Consider the following 24,362-nt stretch of genomic DNA (forward strand, 5'->3'; position numbering starts at 1 on the left):
TGTCGTGGGCATGCCGCGAGCACACGTCCGCATCCGCCGACCGGGTGTGATCGGTCGGCGTCTCGACGTGCGGGACGAGGATGTCATCGAGGTCGACGGCATCCGATGTTCTTCTCCGCTTCGCACGTGGGCGGAGTTGGCCGAGCGCCTTTCCGCGGCAGAGCTGACCGCGCTCACCGATCACCTCCTCGCGCGGCGACGACCGCTGTGCACCCGAGAAGAACTGGAGGTGATGCATCGACGGTTCATCGGTGGTCGAGGATCGAAAGTGAGGCGACTCGCCATCGATCTGTCCGTGGACGGGTCGGAGTCACCTAAGGAGTCGGAGCTGAGGGTCCTGCTGGTGATGGCGGGACTCCCCGCCCCGGAGTGCAACGTCGAGATCTTCGACGGTCACCGATTCATCGCGCGCGTCGACCTGCTCTACCGCCACGCGCGTCTCGTCATCGAGTACGACGGCGACTACCACCGCGATCCCCGGCAATGGAGTCGCGACCAGTCTCGCCGCGCGGAATTGGAGTCCTTGGGGTACCGGGTCACGGTGGTGACGGCCCGGGACTTCGACGCCCCTGAGTCGCTGCTGACCCGCATCCGCCGCCTGCTCGCCGGCGCGTGAGGGGTCAGTTTCTGTCGCTTCCGAGCGCCGCAAGCGACAGAAATTGACCCCTCAGGCGCGAGAGCAGGGCTACAGCTCGACGTTCACCAGGACCGGCTCGGGCTGCAGGAGCAGACCGAACTCGGACTGGACGCGCTGCTGGACGAACCGGGCGAGCTCGGCGATCTCGGCGGCGGTGGCCTCGCCGCGGTTGGTCAGGGCCAGCGTGTGCTTGGTCGACAGCCCCGCGCGCGAGCGCGGGAAGCGGAAGCCCCGTGACAGGCCCGCGTTCTCGATGAGCCAGGCCGAGCTGACCTTCACCTCGCGCTGCTCGATCACCGGGGGCGGGACGACACCGGCGAACGCCGCGAGCGGGATCACGGTCATCGGATCGACGATCGGCGACATCGGCCACCGGGGGCACTCCGCCGGAAGGGTGCGGGCGAACGCCTCGGAGACGATCGCGTTCTGGAAGAACGACCCCGCGCTCCACGTGTCGGGGTCTTCGTCGTCGAGGACCATGCCTTTTCGCGCACGCGTCGCGAGCACGTGCTCGCGGATCCATCGCAACGACACCGCGGCATCGGCATCCAGTCCCAGGGCCCCGCGCAGCTGCGCCCCCGGAACCGGTCGGTCGCCGTCGCCGACCCGCTCCAGCTCCAGCGTGACCGAGACGATCACGGCGGGGCGTTCGGCCACCGACCCGTAGTGGTGTTTGAGCACCGACGTGCGGAAGCCGAGCCCGAGGTCGGATGCCGAGACCGTCGACAGCTCGCCGGTGGACTCGTCGAGCAGCTCCACTTCGACGAGGGTCTGCACGATCTCCTGGCCGTACGCACCGACGTTCTGCACGGGAGCGGCGCCGACCGTGCCGGGGATCCCGGACATGGCCTCGATGCCCGCGAGACCGCGCGCGACCGTCTCTGCGGCGAGGGCATCCCAGTCGTGACCGGCCTGCACCCGCAAGCGGACGGTGTCGGGACGCGAGCCGGGGAGCTCGTCGATCCCCGAGGTGCGGACACGGATCACGGTCCCCTCGAACGGCTCGTCACCGACGAAGAGGTTCGACCCACCGCCGACCACGAGCCACGGTTCGCCGGTGGCCCAGACCTCGCGGAGGGTGCGCACCAGTTCATCGGACGTGGTCGCCTCGACCATGCGTGCGGGGAGCCCCCCGGTGCGCAGAGTCGTGAGCTGCGACAGCGGAACCGACGCGACCTCGGGCATCAGGACAGCCGCACGCGCACCTGCGCCTTGCCGAGGACGGTCGTCCCCGCGTGCGTCACGGTGAGGTCGATGCGGGCGGACTCGTCGTCGACGGCGCCGACTTTGCCGCTGACGTCAAGGTCGGCCCCGGCCTCGGGGTCGACGACGACGGGACGCGTGAAGCGGACGCCGTACTCGAGGATGCGGCCGGTGTCGCCGAGGGCCTCGGCGAGCGTGCCGACCGCGATGCCCATCGTGAGCATGCCGTGCGCGAGGACGCCGGGCAGCCCGACGGCTGCGGCGACGTCGTCGCGGTAGTGGATGGGATTGAAGTCGCCCGACGCACCCGCGTAGCGCACGAGAGCCTCGCGGGTCAGGTGCACGGAACGCTCGGCGACGACGTCTCCGACGGTGAACCCGCTCATGCGCCCGCCTCCCCCGCCAGCAGGACGCTGATTGTCGTCACGACGTGGGCGCCGTCGGCATCCACGATCTCGGCTTCGCTCGTGATCATCGCGTTCCCTCCGAGCGTGCGGATGCCGGTGACCGCGAGCGTCGCGGTCAGCTCGTCGCCGGCGACGATCGGACGCGAGTAGCGGAAGCGCTGCTCGGCGTGCACGAGGCGCGAGAGCTCGATGCCGGAGTCGGGGTCACCCAGAAGCTGCTGCAGCGTGAGGTCTTGAACGACCATCGCGAACGTCGGCGGTGCGACGACGTCGGCGTATCCGAGCGCGCGGGCGGCCTCGGGGTCGGAATGCTGGGGGGCGTCGGCGAAGACGGCGCGGGCGAACTCGCGCACCTTCTCGCGGCCGACGAGGTACGGCGCGGTCGGCGGGAAGGCACGGCCGACCAGTTCGGGGTTCACGGGCACCGGTTCAGTCTACGGCGCGCCGCCGTGACCGCTCAGCGCTGGTGGCGGCCGCGCACCGCCTTGACCGCCATCTGCGTGGCGATGAACACGAGGAAGATCGAGAACAGCACGTTGCCGACGAAGGGGTCGACGATCTTGGCGAGCGACGCTCCCAGGGCCGTCGTCATGCAGGCGGCGATCCCGACGCACGCGGCGGCGCGCAGGTCGACGTTGGAGCGGCGGAGGTTGCCGAAGGTCCCCGAGACGGCGGTCGGGATCATCATGAGCAACGACGTGCCGCGCGCGATCAGGTCGCTCGTGCCGAACAGCAGCAGGAGCGCCGGGACGACGATGATGCCGCCGCCCACTCCGAGCAGCCCCGCCAGGATGCCGGTCACGATACCGAGCGCCAGCAGGCCGGGGCCGGTGGCCCAGGTCAGCTCCAGCTCGGCGTCGCGCGAGGGGATCACGAAGTACAGGCTGACGATGACGCCGACGAGGAACACCACGAACGCCCACCGCAAAGCCGTCTGGGAGATCTTCGGCAGCAGCCAGGTGCCGATCTGTGCCCCGCCCACCGCGCCGGCGGCGAGGATGAGCGCCGGGATCCAGGCGACGTGTCCGTCGATCGCGTACGTGATGACGCCGACCGAGGCGGTGGGCACGATCGCCGCGAGCGAGGTGCCGGCGGCGAAGCGCTGGTCGAAGCCGAGGAGCAGGACCAGCAGCGGGACGATGACCGTCCCCCCTCCGACGCCGAACAGGCCCGACATGAGCCCGGCGAGCAGCCCCACTCCGATGCAGACGATGTAGAAGCGAGCGGTGCGGGGCGGGCGGGTGTCGTCGGTCACTGGGCGGGGTCCTCGCGCGTGGGATGGGGACGGGCCGTCCGCCCGCCGACGAACCAGTCTTCCACTGTCCGCCCGTGGGGTCGACGCGGCGCTCGGGACGAGCGGCCTGATCCCCGGAAAGAAAAGCGGCCCCCGGTGGTCCGAAGCCGCGTCCACCGGGGGCCGTCGCCCTCACAGGTCAAGCGGAACGGTGACCCGAACACCGGTCTGCGACCACGATCGCGAGGGTGCGACAGGAAGAAAGCTACCCTCTCCCCCCGGAACACACTTCCTCTTGACACTGATATCTCGGGATGCTAACTAACTAACTCGGTGCGCCGAATCGCCCGTTCGGGAATGCGTCTGCGGACCGAACGGTTCGCCTCCTGCATGACGACAGTAGGAATCATCGGCGCAGGAAACATCGGCCAGGCCCTCGCTCGGGGCTTCGTGGACAACGGCTACGACGTGGTCATCGCCAACTCCCGCGGGCCCGAGACGCTGGCCGACCTCGCCAGCACCCTCGGCGATCACGCCCGCGCCGCCACCGCCCACGACGCGGGCGAGGCCGGCGACATCGTCGTGGTCACGGTCCCCCTCAAGGCATACCGCGAGGTGCCCGTCGCGCCGCTGCGCGGCAAGACCGTGCTCGACACGAACAACTACTACTGGGAGCGCGACGGCCACATCGCCGATATCGACGAGAAGCGCACCACGACGTCGCAGATGCTGCAGCAGCACCTGCCGGAGAGCACGGTGGTGAAGGCGTTCAACCACATCATGGCCGCCGACATCCTGACCGATGGCTCCCCCTCCGGCACCCCGGGTCGCCGCGCCCTGGCGACCTCGAGCGACTCCGCCGAGGCGGTGGCCCTGGTCACGCGCATCTACGACGAGTTCGGCTACGACACCGTCTCGGCCGGCCCTCTCGCCGAGAGTTGGCGCGTCGAGCGCGACCAGCCCGCGTACGTCGTCCGCCAGAATCGCGACGAGCTGGAGCAGAATCTGGCCCGCGCCGAGCGCTGACCCCGCCCCGCCCCACCGATAAACGCGATCTGCACCGGGAAACGCGCTCAGCGAGCGTTCCTCGGTGCAGATCGCGTTTATGGATGCCGGGAGCCCGACGCCGTGCGGTGTCGGGCTCCCGTGCGTCAGAGGCCGGCGAGCGCCTGATCGACGTCGGCCACGAGGTCCTCGGCGGACTCGATGCCGACCGACAGACGCACGATCGTGTCGGGAACGGCGAGCTCGGTGCCACGGACGGACGCGTGGGTCATGGCATCCGGGTAGTTGACGAGCGACTCGACCCCGCCGAGGGACTCGGCGAGGGTGAACAGACGGGTCGACTCGGCGAAGCGGCGCGCGGTGGCCCCGTCGGCGAGCTCGAGCGAGACGATGCCGCCGAAACCGCTCATCTGGGATGCCGCGAGGGCGTGACCCGGGTGCGACGGCAGGCCCGGGTAGTACACCTTCGCCACGCGGTCGTGTCCGGCGAGGTGCTCGGCGACGGCCTGCGCGTTGGCGCTGTGCCGCTGCATCCGGATGCCGAGCGTCTTGATGCCGCGCGTGGTCAGGTAGGCGTCGAACGGTCCCGACACCGCGCCCGCGGCGAACTGCAGGAACTGCACCTTCTCGGCGAGGTCGGCGTCGGCGAACGCGAGCGCGCCGCCCACGACGTCGGAGTGGCCGCCGAGGTACTTCGTCGCCGAGTGCACCACGACGTCGGCGCCGAGCGTGAGCGGACGCTGCAACGCGGGAGAGGCAAAGGTGTTGTCGACGACGACGATCGCCCCGGCCTCGTGCCCGAGGCGGGCGAGCCCGGCGATGTCGGTGATGCGCAGCATCGGGTTGCTGGGCGTCTCGACCCAGACCATGCGCGGCGCGCGCTCGGAGATCGCCGCGGCCACGGCATCCAGGTCGCTCATGTCGACCACGCGGAGCTTCACGCCCCACGGACCCAGCACGCGGGCGAGCAGACGGTAGGTGCCGCCGTACACGTCGTTGCCAAGCAGCACCTCGTCGCCCGGGACGAGGGCTGCGCGCAGCAGCGCGTCCTCACCGGCCAGCCCCGACGCGAACGACAGCGCGCGCACCCCGCCCTCGAGCGCGGCGATCTGCGTCTCGAGCGCGGTGCGGGTGGGGTTGCCGCTCCGTCCGTACTCGTACCCGCCGCGCAGTCCCCCGATACCGTCTTGCGCGTACGTCGTCGACAGGTGGATCGGGGGGATGACCGCGCCGGTCGCGGGGTCGAAGGCCTGACCCGCGTGGACGGCGAGGCTGTCGAAGCCGCGGGCGGCGTCATGGGTGCTCATGCGGAGTGCTCCTCGGGGTCGGAGAGGGGAAGGACGGATGCCACGGGCTCGACGTCGTAGCCGTGCGCGGTCATCCACTGGTCGTCGAAGATCTTGCTGAGGTAGCCGCGGCCGTGGTCGGGCAGGAGGACTACGACGACGGCGTCGGCGGGGAGATCGCGTGCCACGCGCAGGGCACCGACGACGGCCATGCCGCTGGAGCCGCCGACGAGCAGCCCCTCCTCGCGGGCCAGGCGTCGCGTCATGGCGAACGACTCGGCATCCGACACCCGCTCGTAAGCGTCGACCACGGTCGGGTCGAACGCGGGCGGCCAGAAGTCCTCGCCCACGCCCTCGACGTCGTAGCCGTGGATGTCGTCGCCGGAGTAGATGGAGCCGACGGGGTCGACGCCGACGATCCGCACCGACGAGCCCGCCACCTCGCGGAGGTAGCGGCCCGTGCCGCTGATGGTGCCGCCGGTGCCGACGCCCGTGACGAAATGCGTGAGCGTGCCGTCGGTATCGCGCCAGACCTCGGGGCCCGTCGTCTCGTAGTGACTGCGCGGCCCGTTCGGGTTGGCGTACTGGTTCGGTTTGAACGCCCCGGGGATCTCGCGCACGAGGCGGTCCGAGACGCTGTAGTACGACTTCGGGTCCTCGGGTTCGACGTTCGTGGGGGTCACCACGACCTCCGCGCCGTACGCGCGCAGCACCGCGCGCTTGTCTTCGGCGACCTTGTCGGGAACGACGAAGACGCAGCGGTAGCCGCGCTGCTGCGCGACGAGCGCGAGACCCACGCCGGTGTTGCCGCTCGTGGGTTCGACGATCGTGCCGCCGGGCTGCAGCAGCCCGTCGCGTTCGGCCGCGTCGACGATGTTGGCGGCGATGCGGTCCTTCGCGGAGCCGCCGGGGTTGAAGTACTCGATCTTCGCGAGCACCGTGGCGGCGATGCCGTCGGTCACCCGATTCAGACGGACGAGGGGGGTGTTGCCGACGAGGTCGGCGACGCTCTGGGCGTAACGCACGGTGGAGTCCTGGGGGTCGATGCGCCCGGGGGCGCGGCTGACGGGGTCGTCGAAGAAGAACGCGGAGCGTTCAGCGACAACAGCGACAGGTCAGCACGCGGTCAGCATACCCGAGGATCCGACACGGCCGTGCCGGATGACGGGCATCCGGTCATCGCCGGTCACGTTTCGTCACGCGACTTGGGGGTGCTGCGGGCGTCTGCGTACGGTGCTCGGACGCCCGAACCGGGCGATGCACCAAGGAGACCACCATGAGTGACAGCACGAGCGGCCCGACCGGGCCCACCCTTCCCTCCAAGCCCCGCCGCCGGGGCGGACTGTACGCCGCGATCGCGATCGTCGCGGTCGCCGTCGTCGTCGCGGGCGCCCTGTTGATCCCGCGCCTGTTCGGCTCGTCCGACACCCCCGCGGCCGACGGCGAGCGCACGACCGTGCGCCTCGGAACGACGGACGCTGCCCAGGGCCACTGGCCGGTCCTGAAGGAGATCCTGGCGGAGGAGGGCATCGACCTGGAGGTCGTCGCCTTCGACTCCTACGAGACGCCGAACCCCGCACTGGCCGACGGATCGATCGACCTGAACGCGTTCCAGCACATCGACTACCTGTCCGACCACAACGTCGCCACGGGCGACGGTCTCGCCGTCGTCGGGCCGACCCTCATCGTGCCCCTCCCCATCTACTCGGAGCAGTACTCCGACGTCGCCGACATCCCCGAGGGCGGCCGTGTGGCCATCCCGCAGGACGCCACCAACCAGGCGCGCGCACTGAAGGTGCTGCAGTCCGCGGGGCTGCTGACGCTGAACGACGCGACGACCCCGACCCCGGCCGACATCGTCACCAGCCGCGTGCAGGTCGAGCCGGTCGACGCCTCGCTCACCGCTCCGGCGCTCCAGGACCCGTCCATCGCGGCCGCGATCGTCAACAACAACTTCGCCACGGACGCCGGGATCATCGACAAGGCGATCTTCTCGGTCGACCCCTCCGACGCGAACAGCTGGCCGTACATCAACATCATCGCCTCGCGCGCCGGCGAGGAGGACAACACCGTCTACCAGAAGGTCTGGGAGGCGTACCACGACCCGCGCGTGACCGACATCGTGGTGTCCGAGTCCAGCGGAACGGCCCGCATCGTCGAGGAGAAGCCGGCGCAAGTGCGCGACTGGCTCGCTCAGATCGAGAAGCAGAAGGAAGCGGGGGCCTGATCCCGCATGCCGCCGCTCATCCGCCTCTCGGGCGTCACCAAGTCGTATGACGTCGACGGCAGCACCGTCACCGCGCTCGACGGTGTCGATCTGGAGATCGCCGCGGGAGAGATCTTTGCCGTCATCGGCCAGTCCGGTGCGGGCAAGAGCACTCTGGTGCGCCTGATCAACGGGCTCGAACGGGTGACCTCGGGCACGGTCGTGGTCGACGGCGTCGGTATCTCGACCCTGCCCGAGCGGCAGGTGCGCCCCATCCGCCGGCGTACGGGGATGATCTTCCAGCAGTTCAACCTGTTCGCCTCGCGGACCGTCGCCGGCAATGTCATCTACCCGTTGAAGGTCGCGGGATGGTCGAAAGCCGACCGCGAGAAGCGTGCGGCCGAGCTGCTGGACTTCGTGGGGCTGCTCGACCGGGCGCACGCCTACCCCGACCAGCTCTCGGGGGGTCAGAAGCAGCGCGTCGGCATCGCTCGCGCTCTCGCGACCTCTCCCCCGATCCTGCTGGCGGACGAATCCACGAGCGCCCTCGACCCGGCGACCACGGCGGACGTGCTCGACCTGTTGCGCCGCGTGAACCGTGAGCTGGGTGTCACCGTGGTCGTGATCACCCACGAGATGGACGTCGTGCGCGCGATCGCCGACCGCGTCGCGGTGCTCAGCGCCGGCCGGATCGTCGAGACGGGAACGGCGTTCGAGGTGTTCGCCGAGCCCACCTCCGACACCGGCAGGTCGTTCGTCTCCACCGCTCTGCACGATCGCCCGAGTACCGCGGACCTGGAGCGGTTGCGCGCGGCCCACCCGGGTCGCATCGTGATCGCCGACGTCGTCGACGGTGCCGGGATCGGCGGCATCCTGTCGCGCGCCGCGAGCGCCGGTGTGACCTTCGAGCTGCTGTACGGCGGGATCAGCTCCCTGCAGCAACGGTCCTTCGGCTCGCTCACGGTGGAGCTGACGGGGTCGGACGAATCGGTGGATGCCGTGATCGCGCAGTTGCGCGCGGTCACCCGCGTCGAGGAGGTGGCGCGATGACGACGCTCAGCGCTCTGATCGTTCCCGCCGCGACGCAGTGGAGCTGGGACCGGTACGGACCGATCCTGCTCGAGTCGATCGGCCAGACCCTCACGATGGTGCTGCTCACGATGGTGTTCGGCGGGATCGGCGGCCTCCTCCTCGGACTCGCGCTCTACGTCACGCGCACGGGCGGGGTGCTCCCGAACCGCGCGGTCAACGTCGTGCTGAACCTCCTGGTGAACGTGTTCCGGCCGATCCCGTTCATCGTGCTGATCCTGGCGCTGTCCCCGGTGACGGCCGCGGTGGTGGGGACGGCGATCGGCACCACGGCCGCGGTCGTGCCCCTCTCGATCGCGGTGACGTTCGGATTCTCGCGGATCGTCGAGCAGAACCTCGTCACGATCAGCCCCGGCGTGATCGAGGCGGCACGGGCCGCGGGTGCGGGACCGTGGCGGATCATCGCGACCCTGCTCGTCCCCGAAGCGCTCGGGCCGTTGATCCTCGGCTACACGTTCGTCGTGGTGGCGATCGTGGACATGACCGCCGTCGCCGGGGCGGTAGGCGCGGGAGGGCTCGGCTCGTTCGCCCTGACCTACGGCTTCCGCCGGTGGGACTTCCTCACGATGTGGATCGCGATCGGCATCATCATCGTGCTGGTCCAGCTGGCGCAGTTCCTGGGCAACCGGCTCGCGCGTCGGATCCTGCGGCGCTGATCCGGGCGGTCGCGTCGCCGGGTACCGGCGGCGCGGCCGCTCAGGCGATCGCGCCGAGGAACTCGTCGAAGGTCTGGGCGGGCCGTCCCGTCACCTTCTCGACGTCGCCCGACACCCCCGCGAGGTCGCCGCTGGCGATCGCGGTGTACGTGCTCACCCAGGCGTCGACCTGCCATCGCGGGGCGCCGAACACCGCGCGCGAGGCGTACGCCTCGTCGACCGTCTCGTCGTGGAAGCGCACCGGCTGTCCGCGCACGGCCGAGATCTTCTGCGCGACCTCGTCGAGTGTCAGGGCTTCGGGCCCCGTGAGGTCGTACGCCCGGTCGGCGTGGGCCGCGGGATCGCGCAACACGGCGACGGCCGTCGCGGCCACGTCCGAGCGCGACACCAGCGAGCACCGGCCGGTCCCCGCCGGGCCCCGGATGACACCGTCATCGCCCGCGAAGAGCTCCATCATGTCCATGTAGAAGTTGTCGCGGAGGAACGTCCACGACATGCCGGATCCCCGGATCATCTCCTCGGTGGCGGCATGGTCGCGCCCGAGAGTGAAGACCGCATCGGGCGCCGCGGCGAGGAACGACGTGTATACGATCGAGCGCACCCCTGCCCGCGCCGCGGCCTCGACGAAAGTGCGGTGGTGTTCGACCCGATCGGCCGACTCGGAGGCGGAGACCATGAAGAGCGTCTCGACCCCGGCGAGGGCGGATGCCGCCGCTGCCGCGTCGGAGTAGCCCGCGACGTGGACTTCGGCACCCTCGAGTTCCGGCGCGCGGGCCGCGTCGCGCACGAGCAGCCGTTGAGGGATGCCGCGGGCGGCGAGGTCGCGCGCGACGCGGCCTCCCACGGCTCCGGTGGATCCGGCGACGGCGATCACGGGTTGCGCAGGCATTCGTCCTCCGAGAGGCGGGAATCGGTGCCCCCAGCGTATTCCGCCGCGCAGAGAGGTGGCCGCGACCTCTCTCAGGTTCGCGGGGCGACCAGGCGCGCGACCCGCACGCGCACGGTGTCGGAGGGCGCAGCACCGGCTCCGCGCACGGCCTCGGCGACGGCGGATGCCACCGCGGCGCCGTCGTCGCCGCGGGAGACACCGATGCAGACGGTGATCGCGCGGGCTCCGGCGGTCTCGTCGACCGCGGCGAGCGACCCCTCCACGTCGGCCACGCGCTCGTACGCGCGCGCCACGATCGGGCGTGCGGAGTACGTCTCACGGACGCCGACGACCGCGGTCACGGCCATGTCGATGCGCGGGGCCAGTTCGGCAGCGGTATCCGTCATCCCTCGTCCTCCCCCTCCAGATGTACGTCTCCGACGGTGATATCCACACGCCCCACCCGCAGTTCGCCGTGGCGCTCGATCGCCACCCGGATGCCGTCGCGCAGGAGATCCACCGTGTCCTGCATCGGGTAACCGAACAGGACGCTCACGTTCACCCGCACATCCAGCGGCGCGGTCGGTTCGATCTGATCGATGCGGACGCGCCCCACGAGCACCCCTTCGATGTCGTCGCCGACCGAGCGGATCACCTCGTAGAGCGCGCCCTCGGTGACCACGAGCTGCGTGCCGTCCGGGGTACGGGCCAACGGGATGTCACGGCCCGCGCGGAACTCCCGCATCACTTCGCGCATGATCTCGTCGTACCAGGACTCCGCCAGGGGTTCCGCGGCCTGTTCCTCGACGATCTCGCGGGACATCCGACCCATGCGCTCCATGGAGGCCAGCAGGGCCTGGCACTCGGCGTTGCGCTCGATCGTCGGGATCCGCGGAGTGCGGCCACGATCCAGGTACGCGGAGAGATCTTCGAGCGAGTAGCCCGAGCCGCCCACGTCGTCCACGTCGTCACTCATTCGATCACCTCCACTCCTGCATGCGTTCCAGTACGGTTTTTCGCGCCCGAGCCAGGCGCCCGCGCACCGTCGCCGGAGTCTCGCCGACCTCGGTCGCGATCTCGTCGTAACTGTGTCCGCCGATCTCGCGCAAGACCCAGACGACACGCATCTCTTCGGGAAGATCGGCCAGAACCTTCTTCAGGGCGTCCATCTGCGACGATGCCACAACGGAGCGCTCCGGGTCATCCCCCGCCGAGACCATCTGTTCGTCGATCGGCTCCGAGATCTTCCGCGCCCGCAGGCGATCGGTGGCCTTGCGCGAGACGATCGTGGTGAGCCAGCTGCGGACCTTGGCGGGGTCGGCGAGGTCGGGAAGCCGTCGCCACGCGGTGATGAGTGCTTCTTGGACGCAATCGTCGGCATCGGCGCGGGACCCGGTGAGCTTGGTGGCGAACGCGACGAGGAACGGGGCGTGGCGGCGCACCAGCACGCCGAAGGCGATCTGATCACCGTCGGCCGCGCGCGACGCGAGGAAGGCGTCGGTCGCGGAGGACAAAGAGCTCATGCCGGTTTCCTGTCAGGTGTCGCTGGGCCGCGTCTTCGTGACGATGCGCGAAGTCGGCTCGTGACCTAGCGAAGCACTCGTCGCTCTCGAGCGCGCGAGGTTGACGAAAGGAGGAACTCGTGGCATCCCCCTCCCGCCGTTCGCCGAAGGCCTCCCGGCCCCGTCGCGCCCGTGCACCGGTAACGTCGTGCAGAACCCCCGAACGAAGGACGTCCATGCGTATCGCCCTCACAGGCTCCTCCGGCAAGCTCGGCACCGTCGTCGCCCGCGAACTGCGCGCGGCCGGACACGAGGTCATCGGCCTCGACGTGCGCGGCGAGCGCGGACCCGGATTCGTCCAGGTGGAACTCACCGACTACGGCCAGGTCATCGATGCCCTTGCGGGCGTCAACGATCAGCACGACGGGATCGACGCGCTCGTCCACCTCGGGGCGATCCCGGCCCCGGGCATCCGCTCGGACGTCGCGACGTTCCACAACAACATGACGAGCACGTTCAACGTGTTCTGGGCCGCCGTCCGGTTGGGCATCGACCGGATCGTGTACGCCTCGAGCGAGACCGTGCTGGGCCTGCCCTTCGACATCGACCCGCCCTACATCCCCGTCGACGAGGACTACGCCCCGCGCCCCGAGTCGGTGTACTCCCTCGTGAAAGTGCTCGAGGAGCACCTGGCCACGGAGCTCGTCCGCTGGCATCCGGAGCTGTCGATCACGGCGCTGCGGTTCTCGAACGTCATGGTGCCGGAGGACTACGCCGAGTTCCCGTTCGATGCCGACGCCCGCGCCCGCAAGTGGAACCTCTGGGGCTACATCGACGCGCGCGACGGTGCGCAAGCCGTGCAGCGCGCGCTCGAGAACGCGCCGACCGGGTTCGACCGCTTCATCATCGCGGCCGCCGACACGGTGACGACGCGTCCGAACGCCGAACTGGTGGCCGAGGTCTTCCCGGGCGTCGAGACGCGCGGCGACCTCGACGGCACCGGCACCCTGCTCTCGATCGACAAGGCGCGGCGTCTGCTCGGTTACGACCCGCAGCACTCCTGGCGCGACCACCGCTGACACCGCACGCGGGCCGACCGCGCGGGCTCAGCGCCAGGCGCGCGCGGACCGCTGTCGCCAGTACGTCTCGGGGTCGACCGCGAGTCGACGACGCGTCTCTTCGTCGACGCGCACCGAACGGCTCGCGACGCCGCGCTCCAGCTGCGCCCGGGTGGACGCGCCACTGAGGACGATGTCGACTCCGGGCTGAGCCCGAGCGGCCCCGAGGGCGAAAGCGTCCAGAGGAAGCCCCGCGGCGGCGACGGCCAGCTCCCCTCCCGGGTCCGCCTCGGCGAGCTCACCGTTGGCCAATGCCTCCTTCACCACAACGGTCCAGCCGTCGTCATGAGCGCGAGCGAGTGCCGGCCCCACCGTGCCTTCGAGCAGGTTCCAGGTCGCCTGCACGACCGAGAACGGCGTGCGGTCCAACGTCCGGGCCGCGTCGAGCACCGATGCCTGGTACGGACCGCTCGTGGACAGTCCCACCCGCACCCCCGCGTCGGACAGGCGCCGGAGCTCCTCGATCAGCGCGGCGTCGCGCAACGCCGGGCTCTCCGGCGTGACCGAGTGGATGAGGTAGAAGTCGGGAGCCCGGCCGAGCGCCGCGAGCGTCTCGGGCCACTGCCGGTGGAACATCGCGACCGAGTGCTCTTTGCGCTCGTGCACCTCGGCATCCATCCGCCACCCGCCGACGTACGCGTACCCCCACTTCGACCCGATCGTGAGCTCCGCGGCGCGGTCGGGGTGCAGCCGCAGCCATGCGCCGAGGAACTCCTCGGCGTGACCGTAGGACCGCGCCGCATCGACGTACCGGATGCCGAGTTGCCACGCCGCGTCGAGGAGCTCGTGGCTGCGCGCGCGCATCGCGTCGATCGTCCGGTCGGCCGGATCGCCGAGGTCGCCGTCGCGTCCGACAGTGATGTACGCGGGGCGCCCCACAGCGGCGAGTCCGAGGCCGAGGGCCGCCGAGGGTACGGGATCGTCGCTCATGACACGACGTTAGCCCGCTGACGCCGACGGTGTGCGGGCGCGGAAGATGCCGACACAGGGGAGCATGATCGGCGCGGAATGTCACCGGATCCAAGCCTTCAGCGCGGTTCCTTCTCCGCCAGTCGAAGCAAGCCCCGACGACCCCGGAGAGCGCGAAGAAGTCGCAGAGAAAGAGCGAAGGCGGGCAAAAAAGGCCAGATCAAGCCACCGAAGAAATCGGCAATCTCTGACACGTGAATGCCGAGATGAGGGCGAATCGCACGGACCGTTGCACGGATGAATCTCTCGGTTCCTGGAACTCGCAAACAATCCGGCTCACCAAGTCATTTCAACCCTATTCCCAAGGGGAACGGACACCCCTTTCAAAAACCCCCAGAAATGGGGGTTTTCGTTCCCTGTCGCCACCTTCGAGCGCGCACTGGCGCGCGCGCATGCCGCTGCTCACAGCGGCCGAGGCGTGCGCCCCCGAAAGACGGCGCACCCCCTGAACCCCAGGCTACGGCGCCGACGCGGCCCCGCGAGTGAGGCTCGGCCCACCGATCAGGATGAAATCTCCGGGAACGTCAGGCAACGAAAGAAAGGGAAAATAGCCTGCCGCATTCACCCGTACGCAACCTTCGGATTTCGTGAATCAACCCCTTTCCTGCCACGATTACCGCGGAAGGGAAATTGATGGCACGCGCTCGGACTGTCACGCACGCATATCGACTGGCAACGGGTTGGGAGAAGGTCGGTCGACGCCCTTTGACGCCCGAATCCGCCCTCGAGTTGCGCTCAAAGGGGTACACGATGGTGGTGGCCAAGAGGGGATTCTTCGACGCCCGCGAGATCTCCCTGAGCCAACTGCTCCCGCCGAGGTGATCAAGAAATACTAAGTTGATTAGAACTTTGTAGATCGAAATATCAGACCCCGCTGGCCGTGCATCCGTTGAGCACGGATGCGCGACCAGACGGAAGACGAAGACGGGAATGGCCTCGCGCCGCACCGTGTCTCATCGAGCAGGACCTCCAGAGGTTCGCTCTAGCACCCGACGCCAGACAATGAGACACTTGTCTCATGACTGTCGTCGAAGGAGATGCCCGACACCTCAGGTCGAGGGCCCGCCTCCACGAGGCAGCGCTCGCGGCCGCGACGGAGAAACCGATCGCCGAGGTGACCGCGACGGACCTAGCAGCCAGAGCGTCTATCGGTCGGGCCACCTTCTACCGGCATACCGACTCGCCCTCCCGGCTGCTCGACGAGGCGCTGAGAGCCGAGCTCGACGCGCTGCGGAGCGAGGCGCTGAGAGACATGCCGAACGAGGCCTTCGAACGTCGCCGTCGGTTCGAGGCGACGCTCGTGAAGGTGGTCGAACACGTCATCGAGCGTGAGGCGATCTATGGGCCCGCATTGCTCACCGACTCCGCCCCCGGTGTCGCGACCATGCTTCTCGGGCATGTGCGGGAGTCGGTGATGCAGGCGCAACGAGAGATCGGACTCAGCTTCTGGAACGGCGATGAGACCCTTCCCTTCGACTCCGATGCCGATCGCTTCGCCGAGGCGGCTGCGACCGGTTTCGCTTACCTGTTCGTCGGGGTGCTGGTGAGTTGGCTCCCGCGCGAGGGCCATCGAGACCCCCACGATTTCCTTCGTCTGTTCAACACGCTTGCCCCGCGGTGGTGGTTGACGGCGGACGCAGATTCGACACCTCTGGACGAAGTGGACACGGAGCTCAACTGAGGGATGCCTCCCGGCATCCCCATTCGACGATGAATGGAGAGCACAATGAAAGCAGCCTTGACCCGCGAAGTAGGCAAGGGTTTTGAAACGGTAGAAATCGACATCGCCGACCCGATCGGCCGCGAGGTGCTGGTCGACGTCAAGGCCTCCGGCCTGTGCCTGACCGACCACTCCCTGATGGCGAATGACTTCGGCTTTCCGCTTCCCGCGGTCTACGGACACGAACTCGCCGGGGTGGTGATCGGCGTCGGCCCGGAGGTGAGTGATTTTCAGCTCGGCGACCACGTCGTGGGCTGCCTGGTTCAGTGGTGTGGGAGGTGCCAACCCTGCATCGAAGGATTGCAGACCGATTGCCTGAACCCGCTTGCGGTCGAGCGCAGCGAAGGCGAGGGCCCTCGCCTTTTCAGCGCTGACGGGCCGGTGTACCAGGCGATGGGCCTCAGCGGATTCGCGGAGAAGGCGCTCGTGCACGAGAATCAACTGGCGCGGGTGAACAAAGAGATCCCCTTCTCTCGAGCAGCGTTGCTCGGCTGCGGCACAGTTACCGGAGCAGGCGCGGTCATCAACAGCGCGAAGGTGAGGCCGGGCGACACGGTCGCCGTGATCGGCACCGGCGGGGTCGGCCTGAACGCCATCGCCGCGGCCCAGCTCTCCGGCGCCAAGATGATCATCGCGGTCGATATCCAGGATTCCAAGCTTGCGATGGCCCGTCGCTTCGGCGCCACGCACACCGTCAACCCGGGCGACAACGACACGGTGGAGGAGATTCGCCGGCTGAGTGGGGGCGGGGTCGACTTCGCTTTCGAGATCATCGGGCTCCCCGCCACTCAGATGCAGGCGATCGCTGCGGTGAAGACCAGCGGTACGGCGATCCTCGTCGGTATGGGCAAGCCCGGCGCGAAGATCGAGATCGAGACGTCGGCGGCCTTTCTGGCGACCCACAAGACGATCAAAGCCGTGATGATGGGCTCGACGAACCTCAAGCGCGACATCCCGTTCTACGCCGACATGTACGTGGCGGGTCGTTACAACCTCGACGATCTCGTCACGAACGAGATCTCGATCGATGAGATCGACGAAGCCTACGACGCGCTGTCGACCGGCACCGTCATCCGTTCGGTCATCACGAAGTTCTGAGGGCGGTGCGCGCATGTCATACACAAGCCTGAACCCGTACTCAGGAGAGGTGCTCCTCTCCGTCCCCGACGCGACTGATGCCGAGATCGACGCTGCGCTCGAGACCGCCCATGCCTCCTATCTGAGATGGCGAGCCACACCCATCGCGGAACGCGTCGCCGTGCTGGCGCGTGCCGCCGAGCTCGTGAAGGAGCGTCGGGTCGAGCTCGGCCGCCTCTCAACGTTGGAAATGGGCCGCCTGCTCGGTGAATCCTTACGCGAAGTCGACATCTCCCAGTCCATCTTCGATTACTACGCCGAGAACGCCGAGCACCTCCTGAAGCCGAAGCCCGTAGCGACGGTTGCGGGCGAAGCGGAGGTCCATTTCGATCCGCTCGGCATCGTGTTCGCTGTCGAGCCGTGGAACGCACCCTTCTACCAGGTGGTCCGGGTTCTTGCACCGCAGATCGCGGTGGGGAACGCTGTCATCTTGAAGCACGCCAACATCGTGCCGCAGTGCGCACAGGCGCTTTCCCAGTTGATGCTCGATGCGGGACTGCCCGAGGGCGTGTTCACGAACGTGTACGCCACGCATGCGCAGTCGGAACGCATCATCGCCGATGAGCGCGTCCGTGGTGTCACGCTCACGGGGAGCGAGACAGCGGGATCGATCGTCGCCGCCCAGGCTGGTGCCGCACTCACCAAGTCGGTGCTCGAGCTGGGCGGCTCCGACGCGATGATCGTGCTCGAAGACGCGAACCTCGACCTCACCGTCACGTGTGCGGCGATGGGCCGGATGGCGCAGAGTGGTCAGATCTGCATCTCACCCAAACGCATCATCGTCGTCGATTCGCGGTACGACGAGTTCCTCGAACGCTACCGGCTGGCGCTCTCAGGGTTGCGTGGTGGTGATCCCCTCGCGGAGGACACGACCGTCGGGCCGCTCTCGTCGCGGGCCGCAGCTGAACGCGTGAAGGAACAGCTTCGACGTGCCGTCGACCATGGCGCCACCCTCATCGAGGTCGGGGAGCCTGTGCCGGACATCCCGACCTTCGTCCAGCCGACCATCCTCACCGGGGTGGAACGGAACAACCCGATCTATTACGAGGAGATATTCGGGCCGGTTCCCATGGTGTTCCGAGTGGCCGACGAGGCGGCGGCTCTCGAGCTGGCGAATGATTCGCCTTTCGGCCTCGCAGGTTCCGTCTACTCGGAGGACGTCGCCCACGCTCGGGAGGTGGCGAAGCGAATCGAGACCGGAATGGTCTGGATCAACACGCCCCCGGGAACGACTCCGGATCTGCCGTTCGGTGGCATCAAGCGCTCGGGGTACGGCCACGAACTGGGCGAGGCGGGTCTGAAGGAGTTCGCCAACCAGAAACTGATCGTCACACCACAGCGCCTGGAGTGATGTGAAGCGCCCGACCCCGCGCATTCCCTCGACACGAGGGAGAGTGCGCGGGGTCGGGCGCTCTCGCGGGCCTCAGAGGAGCTCGAACCCGCCTCCCACGTGGAGCGTCGTCCCGTGGACGTAGGACGCGAGGTCGCTCGCGATCCAGAGTGTCGCTTGAGCCACCTCGCGGGGTTCGCCCAGACGGCCGACGAGGCTGACGGAGGGCACCATCTCCTCGATCGTGCGATTCTGCGTCGCCAGAACGGCATCCAGCATCGGCGTCCGGATCGCGCCCGGCGCGATGGAGTTGACCCGAATGTTCTGGGGGCCGAACTCCAGCGCCGCGGCCCTGGTCAACCCGACGACACCATGTTTGGCGGCGATGTATCCCGAACTGTTGAGGGTCGGTTTGAAGCCGTTGATCGACGAGATGTTGACGATGGTCCCCCCGCCTTGCCGCACGAACTGGCGGATCTCGTGCTTCATGCACAGTGCGGTGCCCTTGAGGTCGACCGCCATGAGCCTGTCCCAGTACTGTTCGTCGAATTCATCGATCGGTGACGAGTCCGGCTTGAGGGCGGCATTGTTGACCGCGATGTCGAGGCGGCCATATTCCGCGACGGTGGCCGCGACGAGTGCCTCCACCTCGACACCCCTCGAGATGTCGACCCTGTGGAACATGGCCTCCCCGCCCGTCGCCACGATGTCGTCGGCGGTCCGGCGTCCGAGTTCCTCATTGAAGTCCGCGACCACCACCTTCGCTCCGGCTTCGGCGAACAGGATTGCCGTCTCGCGCCCCATGCCCATGGCCGCACCGGTGACGATGGTGACCTTGTCCTGCACGATGGGAAATGTCATTCATCTGCCTTTCTCATAGAAGTGACTCCTGTGTCTCGGTCAGCGAACGCGGACGTTCGGAGTCCGCTCCGTCGAAACCTCGCCGAGCACGGAGGCGTCGGAGATCGCTTCCAATGACCGGTTCGTCGTCTTGGGACCGAAGACGCCCGCGACGATCCCCGCCGCCAGGAGCCCGATGGCGAGGACGGAGTAGAGGATCTGATAGCCGAAGCCCGTGTAGATGGCGGCGACACTGACCCCCGCAATGATGCCCGCGATGCGGGCGAAACCGCTCACGACGCCGAACCCCGCACCCCGGACGTTCGTGGGGAAGACCTCGGGGACGTAGGTGTACAGCACCACCCCCATCACGGAGAACCCGAGCTGAGCGCCGAACCCCGCGACGAGGCTCGTCGTCGGATCGGAAGCGAAGGCGAAGACGACGAGAGAGCCCGCCCCGAGCAGAGATGCCAGGAGCATCGTGGTTTTGCGCTCGATCTTGTCTGCGACGAAGAACATCAGAAGCGGCCCCGCGACGGTGGAGAAGGAGAGCACCGTCGCGAACCGCAGGGCGTCCGCCTGCGCCGCCCCCTGATCGACCAGGATCGTCGGGACCCACGAGATGAACCCGTAGTTGCAGTAGATGTAGAGGAAGAACGCGACGGACGTGACGATCAGGCGCTTCAGGATGTCGGGACGGAGCAGGTCACGCAACGACCCCCGGGGCGGCGCAGGCACGTCCGCTTCCAGCGGGCCGAGCGGTTTGCCACTCCGAGCGGCGGAGCGTTCGAGACCGACGACCACACGCTCCGCCTCGCTGTTCTTGCCGTTGATGAGCAGCCAGCGGACGCTCTCCGGAAGCCAGAGCGCGGCGACGATGGCGATGACGAGGCCGGCAGCACCGATACCGAAGACGATGCGCCAGGCCTCCACACCCGTGGGGGCGATCGCCAGCGCGGCAAGGGAGGTCACGGGGGCCCCGACGAAACCCAGGAAGGTCACCACGGCGAGCGAGCGGCCGCGGGCGAAGCGGGGGAACATCTCGCCCGCGTAGACGAGCAGAACGCCCGTCGCCGCCTGCACGCCGACTCCGGTCAAGACGCGACCGACGGCCAGCACCTCGAAGTTCGGAGCGAACGCGCAGACGAGGGACATGAGCGAGTAGAACACGGAGCCCCAGATGAGGACCGGCCGTCTGCCGAACCGGTCGGAGAGGTTTCCTCCGACCAGCGCACCGATCAGCATTCCCACGAAGACGGCGGAGGTGATGAGTCCGACCTCGGCGATCGACATCCCCCAGTTCGCCCGGATCGACGGCGCGACGTAGGCGAAGACGGTGTTGTCGAAGACCTCGATGAGCATCGCTATGCCGAGAACGATGAGCCACATGACGTGGTTTCGTGTCAGGGGGAGGCGATCGAGACGCGCACTGAGTCTCAGGTCGTCGGGAATCGACGGGAGTGGCGTATGAGACATCTTCTTTGATCCTCTCTGGTGGGCTTCCGCACGCGATGACGTGCGGATGACTGACGCAAGGTCGCGTGGGCCGACGCGCGGCTGGGCCGGCTGGTCGGGCGTCCTCGGGCTTGTGGTCAGGTCATCACGGAGGCGGATTCGCCGTCCAATACGGTTTGCGCGACGTTCGATGCGTCGATCGCATGGAAGGCGGCCGAGCATCCCATCGGCGTCGGCTCAGGGCTGCGGGTCCTGTGCGACAAGAGATTCATTCACCAAAGAGAGGAGACTCTGCGCGACACGGAGTGCGCCCTCGGGGCTCCGCCGTTGCGCTGCCCGCACGAGACCCCAGTCGAGGGGGAGCTCACGGATATCAGAGCCGGGAACCCGAACCAGTCCGAATTCGGGTCTGATGACGGGCAGGAAGGCGCTGCCGATGACCACATGATCCGTCTCCCCCGCAAGGCGGGCGAGGAAGTCGTAGTTGTCCATCTCGAGCGCCGGCCCCCGGGTGCGGATGCCCGGCAGGATGCGGTCGATGTCCAGGTCGCGGATGAACGCCCCGGCCGCGACGGGGAACGCGGGGAGCGCCGATCGGTCACGGCTGTCTACAAGAGGATGCCCCGGTCGAACCAGAGCGCACAGGTCGCCGCCGGGCACTCGTGACACGAGGAAGTGGTGGGCTGCCGCGAACCCGTTCGACTCCCGCGGGATACCACCGAGGAAGAAGTCGATCTGACCGCTTCGAAGAAGAGCGCGGAGACCATCGTTGGATTCGACGACCACTCGGACACCGGACACGGAGGCATCCAGCTGTCGAAGAAGGCGCGGAAGAAAGAGTGCCGCCGCGATCGACCCCATTCCGAAGCGCACGGTTCGCGGTCCGTGGCGACCGAATGCCGCCAACGCATCGGAGTCCGCCTCACTCCGCCGCAGGACGTGTTCCGCCATCTCGACGAAGTCAGCGCCTTCCTCCGTCAACCGCGCCCCGAATCGTCCCCGCTCGAAGATCTGGATTCCGTACTGCGATTCCACGGCCTGAACGCTTCGGGTGAGGGTGGACTGGGAGAGGGGGATGCTGGCTGCGGCGGCGTTGTAATTGCCCTCGCGTGCGATGGTGACCACGTGGGCGAGCCGAATGAGATCGAGCACCGTCCCCTCCCCCGCCACTGCCCTCAGCTCGAGGAACTCGCTCGGAACCCCGCGAGGGACTTCTGCGCGGCCGTACGGAGCGTACTGAGATCGCTGTCGAGGCTGCCGAAGTCGGCGAGGGCATCGAAGCCGTAGCCGAGGGGAGCCCCGACGCGCACACCGTGCTCATGAGCGGTGGTCGCGACCTTCTCCCAGAGGACGACGAGCTGATCGATGTCTCGTTCCATGTCGATACCGAGGTCCTGCGACAGGTCCGCGAGTCCGAAGAAGAGGTAATCCACGCCGTCGACGGCACAGATCTCCGCCACGTTCTCCACCCCGCGCATCGTCTCGATGAGGGGGATCAGAAGGACGTTCTCGTTCGTCGTGCGCGAATGCGCCGCCCACCCCTCGCCCGTGAAATTCGTCGCGGGCACGACGGGGCACATGCCTCGGCCGCCTTTTCGGTACTGAGAGGCGAGGACCGCACGCTCGGCCATCGCGCCCGTCTCGATCTTCGGCACCATGATCCCTTGCGCACCCGCGTCGAGCGACTGCTGGATGAGCGTGGGATTGTTCTCGAGGACGCGCACGACAGCGACCGCGCCGTTGGCCTGCGCGGCCATGAGGTGAGCCCGCATGTCCGAGTTGTCCATCACACCGTGCTCTCGGTCGATGAGGACCCAGTCGAAGCCGACGTCCGCGTAGAGCGCGGTCACGGCAGCGTCCGTAGACATGACGAATGCCCCGGCCGGCACCGATCCGGCGTCGATCAGCCGATCGAATTCCGCCCGTGCGAGAAGACCTGTCATTGTCATTCCTTTCTGTATGGAACGGTCACGAGGCGGCGCGGAATTCGGGCTCGACCACGATGTTGATGGCGTTCTCCCCCTCGACCCGACCCTGAAGAACCTCGAGCGCGAGGGGCAACTGGTCGAACCCGAACGTGTGCGTCCGGAGTTCGTGCAGGGGCAGGGAACCACTGATCACGAGGTCTGCGGCCATCTGCTGCGCCTCGTGGCTGGTCCCGAGCACCCCGATCATGCGGATGCCCTTGGTCGTGACGGCGTCGATCGGGAACTGCGTCAGCGGGCGTCCCTTGATCCCGGCGCTGGCGAGGGTCCCCCCGGTGCGCAGCATCCGGATGGCATCCAGGATCGGCTGCTCGGCTCCCGGGGACGTGTCGATGACGATGTCGAAGCCGCTGCCGCCGGTGAGCTCGGCGCCGCGGGCCACGACGTCGTCCGCCTCGACGTCGACGACGACATCGGCTCCCAGGCGAGTGGCCAGCGCGAGCTTGTGCGCGTCGCGGGAGAGCCCCGTCGCCAGAATGGCTCCGGCGCCGGCGGCCTTGGCCGCGGCCACGCACGCGAGCCCCCGCTGGCCGGAGCCGAGAACGGCGACTTTCGATCCGAGCGTCACCCCGGCATCCTTCACCGCCCATTGGATGCCACTGGCGAGAGGGTTCCACAGGGCAGCGTCCAGCGCGCTCACCTCATTCGGAAACGTGTAGAGGATGGCGTTCGGATCGATGTACACGTGGGTCGAGTAGCCGCCCCACAGTCCCGCGCCGATCGTGGTGGGAATGAAGCCGTAACAGCTGCGCACCCACGGCATGCCCTGGCAGAACTGAGGCTGCGACCGGCGACACGCGTCGCAGTTGCCGCAGGAGAGCCACGGGTTCACCGCGACCCGATCCCCGACCCGGAGATCCTTGCGACCGGCGATCCCCTCCCCCACGTCTTCGATGACACCCACGATCTCGTGCCCGTTGATGCGCGGATACTGCGACTTGTCCGCAGGGTCGAAACCGCCGCCGTGCCCTTCGAACGCGTCGATGTCGCTGGCGCAGATGCCGTTGGCTTCGACGCGGAGAAGGGCGGATCCCGGGATGAGCCGCGGAAGCGGGATCTCCTGGAATTCGGTGTCGGTCGGTCCGGTCTGGACGAGTGCGGTGGCCGTGGCGCTCATTCGTGTGCTCCTTCGATCGATGCGTTCGGGTGCTCGGGCGGGTTCACAAGCCCAACCGGGCGCGGAGCTGAAGTGCCGGGTCATCGGCATCGCGCGTTCCGACGGCGAAGCCGGAGGCCATCCCGAGCTCGTCGCTTCCGACCGTCTTGGATGCGGAGCCGGGAATGGTGGTCCGGCTCTGAATGGCCCACCGGCCGTCCTTCCGCGTGAAGTGGTCGGCGTACCGACCGGAGGAGAACATCTCGAACGGACCCGCGTTGACGCCGGCGGCGAAGAGGCTCGCCTGCGGGTTCACGCTCTGCCAGACGATGAAGTAGGTCTCGACGAACGCCGAGTCGGCGTCGGCGAACTCGATCGTGGTGTTGCTGACGTGGTGCGCCGAGTAGGTGATGGTCTCGTGACGCTTCGACACCCACTCGATGAATCCGTCGACCCCGCCCTTGTACGCGCCGTGATCGTCGATCCCGTCCGCATGGAACACCTCCTTGAGGATGCCCAGCTCCAGGCGGTCCACCGCTCGGCAGAACTGGTGGACGCGGTGTTGGATCTCGGCGCGGTCTGCCAGTCGATCCGGTGTGAACTGATCGTTCGTGGTCAT

Annotated in this window: 26 protein-coding genes; 9 read left to right on the forward strand and 17 right to left on the reverse strand. The window is 68.2% G+C overall.

All coding sequences use genetic code 11. The features are described from left to right. Positions 1–10: 10 nt before the first annotated feature. Positions 11–616: an endonuclease domain-containing protein gene (locus tag AC3E6M_RS12010; RefSeq protein ID WP_490530033.1), complete on the forward strand. Its 606-nt coding sequence runs from the start codon at positions 11–13 to the stop codon at positions 614–616. A gap of 69 nt (positions 617–685) precedes the next feature. Here the strand turns inward: AC3E6M_RS12010 and AC3E6M_RS12015 are convergent, their stop codons facing one another. From AC3E6M_RS12015 to AC3E6M_RS12030, 4 genes are read right to left on the reverse strand one after another with little or no spacing between them, the layout of a single operon-like run. Continuing rightward, complete coding sequence (locus tag AC3E6M_RS12015; RefSeq protein ID WP_138177775.1) at positions 686–1,822, reverse strand: UDP-N-acetylmuramate dehydrogenase; 1,137 nt, start codon at positions 1,820–1,822, stop codon at positions 686–688. After that, entirely contained in the window at positions 1,822–2,226 is a 405-nt protein-coding gene (locus AC3E6M_RS12020) for a MaoC/PaaZ C-terminal domain-containing protein (protein WP_138177773.1), read from the reverse strand. Before AC3E6M_RS12020 ends, AC3E6M_RS12015 begins: the two co-directional genes overlap by 1 nt. Further along, on the reverse strand, positions 2,223–2,672 hold the full coding sequence (locus AC3E6M_RS12025) for an FAS1-like dehydratase domain-containing protein (protein ID WP_138177771.1): 450 nt from the start codon (positions 2,670–2,672) through the stop codon (positions 2,223–2,225). The genes AC3E6M_RS12020 and AC3E6M_RS12025 overlap by 4 nt, the downstream gene beginning before the upstream one ends. Positions 2,673–2,704: 32 nt before the next feature. After that, on the reverse strand, positions 2,705–3,502 hold the full coding sequence (locus AC3E6M_RS12030) for a sulfite exporter TauE/SafE family protein (RefSeq protein ID WP_394529675.1): 798 nt from the start codon (positions 3,500–3,502) through the stop codon (positions 2,705–2,707). A gap of 369 nt (positions 3,503–3,871) precedes the next feature. On the opposite strand from AC3E6M_RS12030, the gene AC3E6M_RS12035 reads away from it, so the two are divergent. Next, complete coding sequence (locus AC3E6M_RS12035) at positions 3,872–4,507, forward strand: NADPH-dependent F420 reductase (protein WP_138174700.1); 636 nt, start codon at positions 3,872–3,874, stop codon at positions 4,505–4,507. A 125-nt stretch (positions 4,508–4,632) separates the two neighbouring features. On the opposite strand, the gene AC3E6M_RS12040 is transcribed toward AC3E6M_RS12035, so the two are convergent. Both AC3E6M_RS12040 and AC3E6M_RS12045 read right to left on the reverse strand, forming a co-directional pair. Next, positions 4,633–5,793, reverse strand: coding sequence for a cystathionine gamma-synthase (locus AC3E6M_RS12040; RefSeq protein WP_490530034.1), 1,161 nt, complete (start codon positions 5,791–5,793; stop codon positions 4,633–4,635). Further along, on the reverse strand, positions 5,790–6,797 hold the full coding sequence (locus tag AC3E6M_RS12045) for a pyridoxal-phosphate dependent enzyme (RefSeq protein WP_490530035.1): 1,008 nt from the start codon (positions 6,795–6,797) through the stop codon (positions 5,790–5,792). Before AC3E6M_RS12045 ends, AC3E6M_RS12040 begins: the two co-directional genes overlap by 4 nt. 251 nt (positions 6,798–7,048) lie before the next feature. On the opposite strand from AC3E6M_RS12045, the gene AC3E6M_RS12050 reads away from it, so the two are divergent. Genes AC3E6M_RS12050 through AC3E6M_RS12060 form a run of 3 tightly spaced genes read left to right on the forward strand, consistent with a single transcriptional unit; the run spans position 7,049 to position 9,723 of the window. After that, entirely contained in the window at positions 7,049–7,999 is a 951-nt protein-coding gene (locus AC3E6M_RS12050) for a MetQ/NlpA family ABC transporter substrate-binding protein (protein ID WP_138174706.1), read from the forward strand. A 6-nt stretch (positions 8,000–8,005) separates the two neighbouring features. Beyond that, on the forward strand, positions 8,006–9,028 hold the full coding sequence (locus tag AC3E6M_RS12055; RefSeq protein WP_490530036.1) for a methionine ABC transporter ATP-binding protein: 1,023 nt from the start codon (positions 8,006–8,008) through the stop codon (positions 9,026–9,028). Continuing rightward, on the forward strand, positions 9,025–9,723 hold the full coding sequence (locus AC3E6M_RS12060) for a methionine ABC transporter permease (RefSeq protein ID WP_138174710.1): 699 nt from the start codon (positions 9,025–9,027) through the stop codon (positions 9,721–9,723). Before AC3E6M_RS12055 ends, AC3E6M_RS12060 begins: the two co-directional genes overlap by 4 nt. 40 nt (positions 9,724–9,763) lie before the next feature. On the opposite strand, the gene AC3E6M_RS12065 is transcribed toward AC3E6M_RS12060, so the two are convergent. The 4 genes from AC3E6M_RS12065 to AC3E6M_RS12080 form a co-directional block, all read right to left on the reverse strand. After that, entirely contained in the window at positions 9,764–10,612 is an 849-nt protein-coding gene (locus tag AC3E6M_RS12065) for an SDR family oxidoreductase (RefSeq protein ID WP_138174712.1), read from the reverse strand. Between the two features lie 71 nt (positions 10,613–10,683). After that, on the reverse strand, positions 10,684–10,998 hold the full coding sequence (locus tag AC3E6M_RS12070) for a hypothetical protein (RefSeq protein ID WP_138174714.1): 315 nt from the start codon (positions 10,996–10,998) through the stop codon (positions 10,684–10,686). Then, a complete protein-coding gene (locus AC3E6M_RS12075; RefSeq protein ID WP_138174716.1) occupies positions 10,995–11,567 on the reverse strand; it encodes an Asp23/Gls24 family envelope stress response protein in 573 nt (190 codons plus the stop codon). The genes AC3E6M_RS12070 and AC3E6M_RS12075 overlap by 4 nt, the downstream gene beginning before the upstream one ends. 4 nt (positions 11,568–11,571) lie before the next feature. After that, positions 11,572–12,114 carry an RNA polymerase sigma factor gene (locus AC3E6M_RS12080; protein ID WP_138174718.1) on the reverse strand — a complete coding sequence of 181 codons (543 nt, stop codon included), beginning with the start codon at positions 12,112–12,114 and terminating at the stop codon, positions 11,572–11,574. 215 nt (positions 12,115–12,329) lie between these two features. Here AC3E6M_RS12080 and AC3E6M_RS12085 point away from each other — a divergent pair, with 215 nt between their 5' ends. Then, complete coding sequence (locus AC3E6M_RS12085) at positions 12,330–13,172, forward strand: NAD-dependent epimerase/dehydratase family protein (protein WP_138174720.1); 843 nt, start codon at positions 12,330–12,332, stop codon at positions 13,170–13,172. 27 nt (positions 13,173–13,199) lie between these two features. Here the strand turns inward: AC3E6M_RS12085 and AC3E6M_RS12090 are convergent, their stop codons facing one another. After that, a complete protein-coding gene (locus AC3E6M_RS12090; protein WP_138174722.1) occupies positions 13,200–14,141 on the reverse strand; it encodes an aldo/keto reductase in 942 nt (313 codons plus the stop codon). 1,057 nt (positions 14,142–15,198) lie between these two features. On the opposite strand from AC3E6M_RS12090, the gene AC3E6M_RS12095 reads away from it, so the two are divergent. The 3 genes from AC3E6M_RS12095 to AC3E6M_RS12105 are packed head-to-tail and all read left to right on the forward strand — an operon-like array spanning position 15,199 to position 18,388. Further along, positions 15,199–15,861 (forward strand): TetR/AcrR family transcriptional regulator, encoded by a 663-nt coding sequence (locus AC3E6M_RS12095; RefSeq protein WP_138174734.1) that lies wholly within the window; start codon positions 15,199–15,201, stop codon positions 15,859–15,861. Between the two features lie 45 nt (positions 15,862–15,906). Continuing rightward, complete coding sequence (locus AC3E6M_RS12100; protein WP_490530037.1) at positions 15,907–16,998, forward strand: zinc-binding dehydrogenase; 1,092 nt, start codon at positions 15,907–15,909, stop codon at positions 16,996–16,998. Between the two features lie 13 nt (positions 16,999–17,011). After that, on the forward strand, positions 17,012–18,388 hold the full coding sequence (locus tag AC3E6M_RS12105; RefSeq protein WP_490530038.1) for an NAD-dependent succinate-semialdehyde dehydrogenase: 1,377 nt from the start codon (positions 17,012–17,014) through the stop codon (positions 18,386–18,388). A 72-nt stretch (positions 18,389–18,460) separates the two neighbouring features. Here AC3E6M_RS12105 and AC3E6M_RS12110 read toward each other — a convergent pair whose 3' ends face one another. From AC3E6M_RS12110 to AC3E6M_RS12135, 6 genes are all read right to left on the reverse strand, one after another. Next, positions 18,461–19,228, reverse strand: coding sequence for an SDR family NAD(P)-dependent oxidoreductase (locus AC3E6M_RS12110; protein ID WP_138174738.1), 768 nt, complete (start codon positions 19,226–19,228; stop codon positions 18,461–18,463). 39 nt (positions 19,229–19,267) lie between these two features. Continuing rightward, a complete protein-coding gene (locus tag AC3E6M_RS12115) occupies positions 19,268–20,683 on the reverse strand; it encodes an MFS transporter (RefSeq protein WP_171024267.1) in 1,416 nt (471 codons plus the stop codon). A gap of 216 nt (positions 20,684–20,899) precedes the next feature. Beyond that, positions 20,900–21,814, reverse strand: coding sequence for a LysR family transcriptional regulator (locus AC3E6M_RS12120; protein ID WP_138174742.1), 915 nt, complete (start codon positions 21,812–21,814; stop codon positions 20,900–20,902). A 23-nt stretch (positions 21,815–21,837) separates the two neighbouring features. Further along, positions 21,838–22,611, reverse strand: coding sequence for an HpcH/HpaI aldolase family protein (locus tag AC3E6M_RS12125; RefSeq protein WP_138174744.1), 774 nt, complete (start codon positions 22,609–22,611; stop codon positions 21,838–21,840). Between the two features lie 19 nt (positions 22,612–22,630). Next, on the reverse strand, positions 22,631–23,764 hold the full coding sequence (locus tag AC3E6M_RS12130) for a zinc-dependent alcohol dehydrogenase (RefSeq protein ID WP_490530040.1): 1,134 nt from the start codon (positions 23,762–23,764) through the stop codon (positions 22,631–22,633). A gap of 43 nt (positions 23,765–23,807) precedes the next feature. Then, the gene (locus tag AC3E6M_RS12135; RefSeq protein WP_292902207.1) at positions 23,808–24,362 is read right to left on the reverse strand and encodes a nuclear transport factor 2 family protein; all 555 of its coding nucleotides are present in this window, start codon (positions 24,360–24,362) and stop codon (positions 23,808–23,810) included.

The organism is Microbacterium sp. SCPM-O-B-15248 (M128) (assembly GCF_058214835.1).

Coding starts and splice junctions, on each gene's coding strand:
- AC3E6M_RS12010 (WP_490530033.1), top strand. CDS start 11: ATGCCGCGAGCACACGTCCGCATCCGCCGACCGGGTGTGATCGGTCGG.
- AC3E6M_RS12015 (WP_138177775.1), bottom strand. CDS start 1,822: ATGCCCGAGGTCGCGTCGGTTCCGCTGTCGCAGCTCACGACTCTGCGC.
- AC3E6M_RS12020 (WP_138177773.1), bottom strand. CDS start 2,226: ATGAGCGGGTTCACCGTCGGAGACGTCGTCGCCGAGCGTTCCGTGCAC.
- AC3E6M_RS12035 (WP_138174700.1), top strand. CDS start 3,872: ATGACGACAGTAGGAATCATCGGCGCAGGAAACATCGGCCAGGCCCTC.
- AC3E6M_RS12040 (WP_490530034.1), bottom strand. CDS start 5,793: ATGAGCACCCATGACGCCGCCCGCGGCTTCGACAGCCTCGCCGTCCAC.
- AC3E6M_RS12050 (WP_138174706.1), top strand. CDS start 7,049: ATGAGTGACAGCACGAGCGGCCCGACCGGGCCCACCCTTCCCTCCAAG.
- AC3E6M_RS12055 (WP_490530036.1), top strand. CDS start 8,006: ATGCCGCCGCTCATCCGCCTCTCGGGCGTCACCAAGTCGTATGACGTC.
- AC3E6M_RS12060 (WP_138174710.1), top strand. CDS start 9,025: ATGACGACGCTCAGCGCTCTGATCGTTCCCGCCGCGACGCAGTGGAGC.
- AC3E6M_RS12065 (WP_138174712.1), bottom strand. CDS start 10,612: ATGCCTGCGCAACCCGTGATCGCCGTCGCCGGATCCACCGGAGCCGTG.
- AC3E6M_RS12070 (WP_138174714.1), bottom strand. CDS start 10,998: ATGACGGATACCGCTGCCGAACTGGCCCCGCGCATCGACATGGCCGTG.
- AC3E6M_RS12075 (WP_138174716.1), bottom strand. CDS start 11,567: ATGAGTGACGACGTGGACGACGTGGGCGGCTCGGGCTACTCGCTCGAA.
- AC3E6M_RS12080 (WP_138174718.1), bottom strand. CDS start 12,114: ATGAGCTCTTTGTCCTCCGCGACCGACGCCTTCCTCGCGTCGCGCGCG.
- AC3E6M_RS12085 (WP_138174720.1), top strand. CDS start 12,330: ATGCGTATCGCCCTCACAGGCTCCTCCGGCAAGCTCGGCACCGTCGTC.
- AC3E6M_RS12090 (WP_138174722.1), bottom strand. CDS start 14,141: ATGAGCGACGATCCCGTACCCTCGGCGGCCCTCGGCCTCGGACTCGCC.
- AC3E6M_RS12095 (WP_138174734.1), top strand. CDS start 15,199: ATGACTGTCGTCGAAGGAGATGCCCGACACCTCAGGTCGAGGGCCCGC.
- AC3E6M_RS12100 (WP_490530037.1), top strand. CDS start 15,907: ATGAAAGCAGCCTTGACCCGCGAAGTAGGCAAGGGTTTTGAAACGGTA.
- AC3E6M_RS12105 (WP_490530038.1), top strand. CDS start 17,012: ATGTCATACACAAGCCTGAACCCGTACTCAGGAGAGGTGCTCCTCTCC.
- AC3E6M_RS12110 (WP_138174738.1), bottom strand. CDS start 19,228: ATGACATTTCCCATCGTGCAGGACAAGGTCACCATCGTCACCGGTGCG.
- AC3E6M_RS12115 (WP_171024267.1), bottom strand. CDS start 20,683: ATGTCTCATACGCCACTCCCGTCGATTCCCGACGACCTGAGACTCAGT.
- AC3E6M_RS12125 (WP_138174744.1), bottom strand. CDS start 22,611: ATGACAATGACAGGTCTTCTCGCACGGGCGGAATTCGATCGGCTGATC.
- AC3E6M_RS12130 (WP_490530040.1), bottom strand. CDS start 23,764: ATGAGCGCCACGGCCACCGCACTCGTCCAGACCGGACCGACCGACACC.
- AC3E6M_RS12135 (WP_292902207.1), bottom strand. CDS start 24,362: ATGACCACGAACGATCAGTTCACACCGGATCGACTGGCAGACCGCGCC.